Genomic DNA, 12,141 nt, shown 5'->3' on the forward strand with positions numbered 1-12,141 from the left:
GGTCTCTTTGCATTGTCCGGGGTGCGATGTCCGTTTCAGGAGACCTAGCCCTCTCCTCGAACTCACGTTTACCGTCATGTGCACGATCCGTAAGAGGTCGATTACATGTGGGCAGGGTCTGGGGAGGCCCTGTGGGGAGGGTGTGTCATGCCTGCGGGGAGACGATGGTGCGTTGCTGGAGCGGTCTGTGCCGCAGTGGGGCTGGGTCTTCTCCCGTCAACGGCTGCGGTGGGAGCCACATCCACTAGCACATCGGTGGCCCGGGGGTCGGACTTCTCGACTGCGGGGGATACCGAGTCAGCTGCTGCCACTGAGGCTGTGGCGATGGCCCGGGCCAAGAAGTCGGGCCAGCCTGTGGAGATCACCTCCCTGAGGGGCGAGAGCAGCGAGGTGTTTGCCAATCCGGACGGCAGACTCCAGGCTCGCGAGCACCTTCGCCCCGTTCGGGCACGCGTGGACGGTGTGTGGAAGGCCATCGACACCGACCTGGTGCAGACGGGCGGCGGGATGGTCGCACCGAAGGTCACCACGATCGGCCTGGAGTTCTCCGGCGGCGGTGATGTCCCGATGGTGAGGATGACGAAGGCGGGACGGGAGCTGGCCCTGTCGTGGCCGGGAAAGCTGCCCACTCCGCAGCTCCAGGGGGACACCGCGACCTATCCGGACGTCCTGCCGGGCGTTGACCTGCGGTTGGGGGCACAGCAGGACGGCTTCACTCAACTCCTGGTCGTGAAGTCGGCCGAAGCCGCTTCCAGCAAGGAACTGGCCGAACTGCGCCTGAAGCTGGCTGCGGACGGTATGGATGTGAAGGAGACCAGCGCCGGGGGCCTGCAGGCTGTGGACCAGGGCGCCGGCGGTCCGGTGTTCGAGGCGGCGCAGCCGCTGATGTGGGACTCCAGCAGAGGTGCCTCGACGCAGAAGACGGCAAGTGCACAGCCTCTGGCGGCGCCGAGGGCGACGACAGCCTCCGGCGATGACGCGGAACCGGCCGCGGCGGAGTCAGGCAAACTGGCCCCGGTCGGCGTGGAGGTTCCAGCGAGCCAAGATGAGCTGGTGCTGACACCGGACAGCGAGGTCCTTCACGGTAGGGACACGGTGTATCCGGTCTTCATCGACCCGAAGTGGGACGCGCCCAAGGCCACGGCGTGGACGGTGGCGTCGAAGTACTGGGCGTCCTCTCCGCAGTGGAAGTTCAACGGTGACCCGGACGCCGGCATGGGCTACTGCGGCTGGTACTACTGCAAGCCCTACGACACGAAGCGGCTTTTCTACCAGATCCCGGTCTCGAAGTACGTCGGCACGGACATCCTCTCGGCGGAGTTCACTGTCCGCAACACGTGGTCGGCCTCCTGCAGCGCGCGGGGTGTGCAGCTGTGGCGGACGAGAGGCATCTCGTCCTCGACGACGTGGAACTCCCAGAGCGAGTCAGGCTTCTGGATCGATCATCTGGCGACCGACTCGTTCGCCTACGGCTTCGAGGGGTGCGCGGCCAAGGACGCCGAGTTCAATGTGAAGTCGGCCGTGCAGCAGGCCGCCGACAAGAAGTGGTCGACGATGACGTTCGGCCTCCGAGCCAGCGACGAGTCCGACGAGTACGGCTGGAAACGGTTCTCGGACGACGCCTATCTGCGGGTCACGTACAACCGGCCGCCGTCACAGATCAAGATGGATAAGCTGCGGATGGAATACGGCGGCACGTGCAAGAAACCGTCGGACGCACCACGGGTGCGCACCCTGGGCAAGATCTACGCGTACGACGTCACGGATCCCGACGGTGAGGACATCGCCGTTCAGTTCCAGGCAAAGTGGGATACCGGGGACGGCAAGGGCATGATCGCCCGCTGGAAGCCGCCACTGACCAAGTACAAGAAGTCGGGTTCTTACTTCGCGGTCTCATTGCCCACATCGATCCCGGCCAGCAAAACGGTGAACTGGTACGTCCGCTCCTACGACGGAGCGCAGTATTCGCCGTGGTCGTACACCGGAGGTGCGACCGGCTGCTACCTCGTCTACGACACGTCTGTGCCCAAGGCGCCGACGATCTCGTCCGGCGAGTACCCGGCCTCGGACCCTGAGAACCCTGATGATCCATGGTTCGACGGCGTGGGCAAGTACGGGTCCTTCGAGCTCAAGGGCGCGAACAGCGATGTGGTCAAGTACTCCTTCGGCGTCAATGAGGACCCCTCGTCGAAGAACACCCTCACCACGACGGGCGGAGCAGCCAAGATCACGAAGATCCTTCCCGCCAAGCCGGGGCTGAACTTTGTGACCGCCAAAGCGTTCGACGCCGCCGGCAACGCCAGCGAGATCCGCACCTATGCCTTCCGGGCCAAGGCCGGGCAGCCGGAGCGCGGGATGTGGCAGATGGACGATGCCACCAGCGTATCAGTGGTGCAAGGGACAGCCCCGGCACGCACCGTGGCACTGGGCGGCGGCGCCACGCCGCATGTGGCTGGGGCCAAGGCGACGGCGGTGTCGTTCGACGGTGTGGACGACTACGCGGCCACCGACATCCCTGCCATCGACACCGCCGGCAGCTTCTCCGTCTCGGCCTGGGTCAACCTGGCGGCCGTCCCCGACCATGCGGCCGTCGCGGTGACCCAACCCGGCAACAACTCACCCGGATTCGAGATCTACTACTCCGCCGGCTACGACCGGTGGGTGTTCAGCCAGCACACCGCCGACACGCCTGATGCGAGCAGTGTCAAGGCCATGCCCGCCACAGGCGGCGGTGTCAAAGCCGGCGAATGGACCCACCTCGTGGGCACCTACAGCTCCGGCAGCGATGAACTCAAGCTGTACATCGACAACCAGCTCGCGGGCACCGCTACCTACAGTTCCCCGTGGGACGCACGGCGCGGTCTGCAGTTCGGTGCGGCGAGCCTCAACGGGGGCAGGACGAACTTCTTTCCCGGTGCGATCGACGAGGTGCAGATCTTCGACAAGCCGCTGTCGGCCGCCGAGGTGACCCAGCTGTACGGGAAATCGTCCCTGTCCGTGGGCCGTCCCGCAAGAGCGGCGTTTTCGATGGACGAGGCGGCCGACGCCACCCAGCTGACCGGCAGGGCAGAGGTTCCGGACGCCACCCTCATGAACGGGGCCAAGCCCGGGCAGCCAGGCATCGCGGGCAAGTCGCTGGCACTGGACGGAGCCGACGACTACGCCACCACAGGCCGGCCCGTCCTGAACAACCAGAGCAGCTTCGCCATCTCAGCCTGGGCCAAACTGCCCAAGACCAAACCCGACCACGCGGCCGTCGTCGCCACGCAGGCGGGCACCCACCGCGCGGGGCTGGAGCTGTACTACTCCAAAGCGTTCGACCGGTGGGTGGTCAGCGAGTACTCGGCCGACTCTGCGGACGCCACTCCGGTCCGTGCCATGCAGGCCGACGGACAGGTCGCCTACGGCGACACGTGGACGCACCTGGTGGGGGTGCACGACACGGTCGCCAACAAGCTGATCCTGTACGTCAACGGCGTCAAGGCTGGGGAGACAGACCTGCAGGCGAACTGGTACGCGGGCGGCGCGGTCCAGATTGGCGCAGGCTCCTACGACGGCCAGCCCGGCTCCTTCTTCCCCGGTCAGATCGACGACGTCCGGCTCTTCGACCGGCCCACCTCAGCCCAGGAGGCCCAGCAACTGTTCAGACAGCGACCGCTGGTCAAGGGACGCTGGACATTCGAGAAAGCGTCCGGCTCGCCGCTCGTAACCCCTGACAACTCCGCCTGGTCCAATGACATGACCCTCTACGGTGATGTCAAGCTTGGTGCAGGCTGGGTCGACGGCGGAGTAAGCCTCGACGGCGTCAACGACTACGCAGTGACCTCCGCCGTTCCGGTCGACACCAGTAGCAGCTTCACCGTGACCGCATGGGCCCAGGCGGCAGCAATCCCCACCAAGGGCGTGACCCTGCTCAGCGTCCCCGGAACCACGAAGAGCGCCTTCACGGTCCGCTACGAGCCCAGCGACACACCAGGCTCCGACCCCGGCCGATGGCGGATCGCGATGGCCGCAGCCGACACCAGCACTGCCACCGTCACCCAAGTCGACAACAGTCAGTTCTTCAGCCCCACGGAATGGACGCACCTGGCCCTCGTCTACGACGGCTTCTCCAAACACCTGACGCTGTACGTCAACGGTGAACCGGAAGTAGTCGCCTGCAAGGACAACGACAGCGACGGGGACGCAGACGACCCCGCCTGCACGGACAAATTCTCCTGGGCGGACGACGTCCTGGCCTTCAAGTCAGCGCAGCCCATGCAACTCGGCCGGGCCAAGACCGGAGCAAGCACCTGGGGAGAGTACTGGCCGGGCGTTGTCTCCGACATGTGGGCCTTCCAAGGCGCGTTGACGGACGCGCAGATCGAATTGCTGGCCATCGGACAGCCCGGGATGCCAACCGACGTCCCCGGCGCGGGCTGATGCATCCGGCGGGCCCTCGTACGCAGGGCCCGCCCGGCCCCTTCCCAGGCTTGCCCTCCCAACCTCACTTCCGCTCCACCGTGCGCTCGGCATACACGCGGACCACCGCAGCGAAGGACGTAGGACACGATGAACGGCAGATCGAGCATGCGCTTCGCAAAACTCCGGCGACGCCTCGCACTGGCTTCGGCCACGGTGATGATGGGCACGCTCCTGCAGGGAGTGACGCAGCCGGCTCTTGCCGCGGACAACGGCAAGGGGCGGCCCGGCCTGCCCAGTTCCGAGCGACCGGTCGCCACCACCACAGGCAAGGTCAAGCCGCGCACCCTGATGAAGGGGCCACGGACCCCGAAGGCAGCGCCCGATGCCGCCTGGCCCGAAGCAGCGACCACGGTGCTGCACATTCCCTCCGCCGACGCAAAGAGCCCCAGGGCATCCGTCCGTGTCAAGGGCCTGCCGCTGACACTCGACGCCCAGGGCGCGGCGCGGAAGAAGCCCTTCCGCGGGGGCATCGAGGCCCGCCTGCTCAGCCACAAGACGGCGCAGAAAGCAGGCATCGACGGCCTGCTGTTCACCCTGAAGACCAAGAGCAGAGCGAAGGCCGGGCAGGCAGGCCGTGTTCAGGCCCACCTCGACTACTCCGGCTTCGCCGATGCCTACGGCGGCAGCTACGCCTCCCGCCTCACCATGGTCGAGCTGCCCGCCTGCGCCCTCACCACGCCGGACAAGGCCGCTTGCCGCTCCATCAAGCCGGTCGCAGCAGTCAATGATGCCGAGAAACAGACCCTGACTGCTCAGAACGTAAGCTTGAAGGCCGGCTCTGCCACGGTGCTCGCAGCCGTATCAGGCTCGCAAAGTGCTCAGAGCGACTACAAGGCGACATCGCTCTCTCCCTCGGCAACGTGGAACACGAGCCTCAACACCGGCGAGTTCACCTGGTCATACGACATGCCGGCCCCGCAAGTTCCCGGAGGCCTGGCTCCGAAGGTGGGCCTGTCCTACTCATCCGGATCCGTCGACGGTCGTACAGCCAACACCAATAACCAGGCGTCGTGGGCGGGTGACGGCTTCGAGCTGTGGTCCGGCTACATCGAACGCCGCTACAAGCCATGCTCCGACGACGGTGTCAAGCACGCGGACGGCAGCAAGCCCGCCGACCTGTGCTGGGGCTACGACAACGCCTTCATCACCTTCAACGGCAAGGGCGGCGAACTCGTCCCCAGCGGCAAGGACTCCTGGAAGCTCAAGAACGACGACGGCACGAAGATCGACCACCTGACGTCCAGCGACCGCAGCAACGGTGACGACGACAACGAGTACTGGCGGCTCACCACGCCGGACGGCACCAAGTACTACTTCGGCTACAACCGGCTGCCCGGTTGGGCCGACGGCAAGGAAACCACCGACTCCACCTGGACCGTCCCCGTCTTCGGCGACGACACTGACGAGCCCTGCCACGCCGCCACCTTCGCCGACTCCTACTGCCAGCAGGCATGGCGGTGGAACCTCGACTACGCGGTCGACGCGCACGGCAACGCCATCGCCTACTACTACGACAAGGAGACCAACTCCTACGGCCGTGACCTGGAGGCCAAGGACAACACCCGGTACGTGCGCGGCGGCACTGTGGACCGTATCGAATACGGGCTGAAGTCCTCCTCCGTCTACGGCACCAAGCCTCTGGCCAAGGTCGACTTCACCAGCAGCGAGCGCTGTCTGCCCGATGACCACACCACGTGCTCGGACGTCTCCACCGACGCCTTCTACTGGTACGACACGCCGTGGGACCTGAACTGCGACTCAGACGAGGACTGCGACGAGGGCCGCTTCGCGCCGGTGTTCTTCACCCGCAAGCGGCTCACCGAGGTCACCACCCGGGTCTGGAACGGCACCTCCTACCACGATGTCGACTCCTGGAAGATGACCCACCGCTGGGGGATGTCCGACACCGACTACCAACTGCTGCTCGATTCCGTCCAGCACACCGGGCGCAGCGCCGATCCCGCGATCACCTTGCCCAAGACGACCTTCGCCTACACCCAGCTGGCCAACCGGCTGGACAAAACCGGCGACGGCTACCCGCCCTTCGTCAAGGAACGCCTGTCCACCGTCGCCGACGAGTTCGGCGGTCAGATCGACGTCAATTACTCGGCACCGGCATGCGCCTGGGACGCACTGCCCACGCCCGAGACGAACACGACTCGTTGCTTCCCGCAGTACATCGGCGGCAGCTCGACCGACGACCCCGAGCGCAAGTGGTTCAACAAATACGTCGTCACCTCCGTCACCGCCACGGACCGCACCGGTGGTGCCCCTGACCAGGTCACCAGCTACGACTACCTCGACGGCGCTGCCTGGCACTATGACGATGACGACGGTCTTACCAAGGAGAAGTCCAAGACCTGGTCCCAGTGGCGCGGCTACGGACATGTGCGAGTACGCACCGGCGGCCAGGGCGATGCCTCCGCGGTGAAGAGCCAGCAGGACAGCTACTTCCTGCGCGGCATGGACGGCGACCGGAAAGACACAAGCGGCGGCACCAAGACCGTCACCGTCACACTCGACGACGGCCAAGGCGACCCGATCACCGACGAGGCACCGTCGGCCGGCTTCATGTACAGGACGGTCACCTACTCCGGCCCCAGCGGCAAGGTCCTCGCCAAGACCGTGAGCAGACCCTGGCACCACGAAACAGCGAAGAAGGTGAGGGATTGGGGGACCGTTACTGCCAACTTCATCGGCACCTCCAGCTCCAAGACCTGGACCTCCCTGGACAACGGCGCCGGCACCTCCTGGCGCACCACTTCCACGGCCACGACCTACGACACCGTCGCCGGACGCGCCACCCAGGTGGACGACTTCGGTGACAGCAGCACCAGGGACGACAACACCTGCACCCGCACGACCTACGCCACCAACGCCACGGCCAACATCCTCACCCGCCCCGCCCGCGTCGAGACGGTGGCCAAGTCCTGCTCCGACACGGTCAGCCGGCCGGACGACGTGATCTCCGACGTACGCACGGCCTATGACGGCGCCGCCTACGACGCAGCCCCGACCAAGGGCGATGCGACCAACACCGCGGTACTCAAGCAGTACGAGGGCACCACGGCCGTCTACCTGGAGTCCGGCACCACCTACGACGAGTACGGACGCCAGCGCACCAGCACCGACCTGACGGCAGACGTCAAGGTCAACGCCGCCGGTACCCTCACCCGCACCACCCGTTCCGACGGCCGGACCACCACCACCGCACCGGAGCCCACCACCGGCTTCGCGACCAAGGTCAGCATCACTACACCGCCGGCCAAGACAGGCGACACGACCACCGCACAGACCACGAGCGTCACCTACGACGTCCTGCGCAACCTGCCGAAGACCCAGACCGACACCAACGGCAAGGTGACCAACTTCGCCTACGACGCTCTGGGCCGCTCCACCAAGGTCTGGCTCGCCGACCGCCTGACCGGCCAGACGCCGTCCTACGAGTTCACTTACACCACTAGCGACAGCAAGCCGGTCGCGATCGCTACCAGGACACTCGGTAACAGCGGCGAGCAGCTGACCTCCTACGCCCTCTACGACGGCTTCCTCCGCCCGCGCCAGACCCAGGACCCCGGCCCGAACGGCGGCAGCCTCCTGGCCGACACCTTCTACGACGAACGCGGCCAGGTCGCCAAGCAATTCGCGACCTACTACACGGTCAAGCCGCCGACCACCGTCCTGGCCAAACCGGAAGACGCCCTCGACGTCGAGACCCAGAACCGCTACACCTACGACGGTCTCGGCCGGCAGACCGAAGCCACACAGATCGCCGGCAACGGTGACGGCGGAACCGTACTGTCCACGACCCGGACCGTCTACAACGGTGACCGCACCACCGTGATCCCGCCCCAGGGCGGCACCGCCACCACCACCCTCATCGACGCACGAGGCCACACCACAGCACTGCGCCAGCTCCACGCCCGCAATATCGACGCCGCCTACGACACCACCACCTACGACTACACACCCCGCGGCGAACTCAAGATGGTCACCGACCCCGCGGGCAACAAGTGGACGTACACCTACGACCTGCTCGGCCGCCAGATCAAAACGACCGACCCCGACAAGGGCACCACCCTCAGCACCTATGACGACCGCGGTCAGCTGATCACCACCGACGACGCCCGCCCCGATACCCCCGACGACGATCGCCCGGATACACCGAGCCTGTGGTACGGCTATGACAACCTCGGCCGCAAGACCGAGGTGAGAGAGAAGTCCTCCACCGGCACCCTGCGCGCCAAGTGGGTGTACGACACCGTCACCAACGCCAAGGGCCAGCTCGCCGAAGCCACCCGTTACGACGGCGGCAACGCCTACACCAGCAAGGTCGTCGCCTACGACAACCTCTACCGGCCGCTGCGCACCTCGACCACCATCCCGGCCGCGGAAAAGGAACTGGCCGGCACCTACCTCTCGACAACGTCCTACAAGACATCGGGGCTCACCGCCGGCATCGGCTACCCCAAAGCCGGCGCCCTGCCCGGAGCAACCGTCGCCTACACCTACGACGACACCACCCTCCGCCCCACCGTCCTCGATGGCAGCCAGGGCATCAAGGCGACCACCGGCTACAGCTTCACTGGCAAGCCCCTCAAGTACGAACTGTCCACCAACGACGGCAAAAAGACTCAGGTCAACAACACCTACGAGTGGGGTACTCAGCGCCTGGCCACCTCCCGCGTGGACCGCGAGAACATCGCCGGCGTCGACCGGAGCAACACCTACCACTACGACGAGACGGGCAACGTCCGGTCCGTGTCGGACGTCTCCCGCGACGGCACCGACACCCAGTGCTTCACCTACGACTACCTGCGCCGCCTGACCGAAGCCTGGGCCCAGAACACCACCACCTGCGCCACCACCCCCAGCGGCAGCGTCCTGGGCGGACCCGCACCCTACTGGCAGTCCTACACCTACGACCTGGTCGGCAACCGGCGCACCGAGACGCTGCATGACCTCACGGGCGACTCCACCAAGGACACCCAGCGGGCCTACGCCTACCCCGATCCCGGCAAGGCCCTGCCACACGCCCTGACCTCGGTGACGACCACCGGCCCCGCCAGCACCGTCCAGGACAGCTACACGTACGACGAGACGGGTAACACCACCACCCGCACACTCAACGGGGACGGCCAGAACCTCACCTGGGACCCGGAGGGCCACCTCGCCAAGGTGACCGCCGCAGGCAAGACCACCGAGTACCTGTACGACGCGGACGGCAACCGGCTCATAGCCCGCTCACCCATCGGGACCACCCTCTACCTCGGCGCCACGGAAATCACCCTGCCCAAGGGCAGTACCACCCCCAGGGCCACCCGCTATTTCGACCTGAGCGGCGGCAACCAGGCCGTCCAGCAGAACGACGGCACCATCTCCTTCACCCTCGCCGACCACCACGGCACCGCTCAACTCGCCATTGCGGCAGACACACAGAAACTCACCCAGCGCCGCACCCTGCCCTTCGGCGGCATCCGAGGAACCAAGCCGACCGCCTGGCCGGGAACCAAGGGGTTCGTCGGAGGCACCGACGACACGCAGGACACCGGCCTCACCCACCTCGGCGCCCGCGAATACGACCCTGTCACCGGCCGGTTCATCAGCGTCGATCCGCTCATGGCCCCGGCCGACCCACAGAGCCTGAACGCCTACGGCTACGCCAACAACAACCCTGCCACCCTGAGCGACCCCACCGGCCTCTGCCATCCCGACCAGTGCGGCATCGGCGTGCCTCGAGGGAACGTGGTGGGCGGTGACAGCGGAATCATCACCAAGGCGCCACAAGGAGCCGGCGGAGTAGGCGCTCCCAGGTCCAGCGGGGCGGGATACAGGGGTCCGCTGCCGGCTGCGGCCAATGGCGACTCGAACAACATGGTGAAGGTGCACGATGAGTGGCACGTCAAGATCTACCCCGGCGTGTACTTCCCGGCCGACAATCCCCACCTTGAACAAGTCGCGAGAAGATTTAATCACCGGGTCGCTTATGAGTGTGGCGACGACTACGACTGCATGGTGGGAGACGGTCTCGCTCAGTTCAAGCGAGTCAAGGCGAAGATGTTCTCCTGCGATTCGGACTGGGATTGCGGGAAAGACTGGTTCAACCCCCTCGACTTGATGGCTGCGGGAGCGGACGCAGGCCTCGTCGGAGGGAACGGCCAACTCGGCCGGGTGGCCGGTCGTGGGGCCCGGCGAGGGGGGTCGAACGAAGGCGGCCCGTGCAGTTTCGACCCCGACACCCTCGTTCTCCTCGCCGACGGCACATCCAAGCCCATCGACGAGGTGAAGCCGGGCGACCAGGTCGAGAGCGGTGATCCCGAAAGCGGTAAGCACAAGGGCTCACGCAAGGTCACCGCCGCGTTCGTCAATCACGATGACGACCTGATCGACGTGCAGGTACTGGACGTCCACGGGAAGCCCCGGACGCTCCGCACGACGTCCCTGCACCCTTTCTGGGACGACACTACCCACACCTGGGTACAGGCCGGCAAGCTCAAGCCAGGCCACATGCTCAACACCGCGTCCGACAAGCCGGTGCGGATCACCGCCGTGAAGGTCCGCGTCGGCTCCGCGGACATGCACAACCTCACCGTCAGCGACCTGCACACGTACTATGTGCTGGCGGGGGAGACGCCGGTCCTCGTTCACAACAGCAATGGGAACTGTGGCGTCACGGATCTCGCAGCCAAGATTGATGTTGAGAACCTTTCGATGACCAAGACCGTCGAAAACCACACCTGGGACATTGCTGGTACTCGGGATGTCGATGCCCCCAACTTTGGTAAGGCTGCACGCCCTTACATGAACGGCAACAATGGGCAGCTCCTTCGGGGAATCATGGAGGGATCCGCACCCAGGATGGATTCCCGTGGCGCTCCTGGAGTTGTCGAGTGGAGAACGCCCGGAGCGATGAACGGAAGCAACGGGATCTGGGAGCTCAACATCGACGCAAATTCCAACAGGATCGTTCACTTCCTCTTCAAGAGCACAAAAGGCTAGCCCGAAATGAAATTCTCCATCCAAGACGGATCTCCTCTTGAGGGTGTTCTCACCTATGACGAGTCCGAGTACGGATTCTCCTTCAGTGCGCAGAGCGGGGAGTCGTTGAGCGAGAGGCTCGGCTCGAAGGGGGTTGCAAGTGTGCTGATCGGCACGCTCCAACTTGAGGTCGATATTGAGTCTCGGGAAGTTCTGTTCGCTTGGGGATACTTCCCAAACGTTCGGGGTGTGGTGGCCGAGTTGATTGCTCCACAGTTCAATCCCGGACGGGTATTCATCTCGTCGGACCACTCCTTCGAGCCTGGGGTTTCTTTCGAGGTCCCTGGAGACAGGTGGCGGGTTTCGTATGATCCTTCCTCCGGGTGGGTCGCCATTCGTCTGAACAATGCCGTCGGCGCTAAGTTTGTCCAAATCGCTAGCGGAACTGTATTGGGCGTCGACAACGGTGATCTGGTTTCGGTCTGGCTCAATCCTGTTTTTGCAGAGTGACAGGCGATGAGGCGGACGGGTAAGTAGAAGATCCGTTAGCAGCAGCAAAAATGAAGCCCCGCCAGGTGCGTCCTGGCGGGGCTTCTGCGATGCGTGACGGCAGTAGTTGACGGCAACGTCAGCGGACGGGGACGGCGGAGGGTGGCGGTTCATCGCCTTCGTCCCGGGCCGTATGGCTGCTCTCCGGGC

At 65.4% G+C, this 12,141-nt stretch carries 3 protein-coding genes; all 3 read left to right on the forward strand.

Translation table 11 applies throughout. The annotated features are described in order from the left end of the window. Positions 1–324 precede the first annotated feature (324 nt). Positions 325–4,422, forward strand: a complete 4,098-nt coding sequence (locus ABZ576_RS33285; RefSeq protein ID WP_360749500.1) for a LamG-like jellyroll fold domain-containing protein — start codon at positions 325–327, stop codon at positions 4,420–4,422. A 129-nt stretch (positions 4,423–4,551) separates the two neighbouring features. Next, a complete protein-coding gene (locus tag ABZ576_RS33290) occupies positions 4,552–11,463 on the forward strand; it encodes a polymorphic toxin-type HINT domain-containing protein (RefSeq protein ID WP_360749503.1) in 6,912 nt (2,303 codons plus the stop codon). Between the two features lie 6 nt (positions 11,464–11,469). Then, positions 11,470–11,952 carry a hypothetical protein gene (locus ABZ576_RS33295; RefSeq protein ID WP_332885865.1) on the forward strand — a complete coding sequence of 161 codons (483 nt, stop codon included), beginning with the start codon at positions 11,470–11,472 and terminating at the stop codon, positions 11,950–11,952. Positions 11,953–12,141: the final 189 nt, after the last annotated feature.

This window comes from Streptomyces sp. NPDC013455 (genome assembly GCF_040632975.1).
Lineage (GTDB): Bacteria > Actinomycetota > Actinomycetes > Streptomycetales > Streptomycetaceae > Streptomyces.

Excerpts from the sequence above, each read along its gene's own strand:
- ABZ576_RS33295 (WP_332885865.1), top strand. The coding sequence starts at position 11,470 with ATGAAATTCTCCATCCAAGACGGATCTCCTCTTGAGGGTGTTCTCACC.
- ABZ576_RS33290 (WP_360749503.1), top strand. The coding sequence starts at position 4,552 with ATGAACGGCAGATCGAGCATGCGCTTCGCAAAACTCCGGCGACGCCTC.
- ABZ576_RS33285 (WP_360749500.1), top strand. The coding sequence starts at position 325 with ATGGCCCGGGCCAAGAAGTCGGGCCAGCCTGTGGAGATCACCTCCCTG.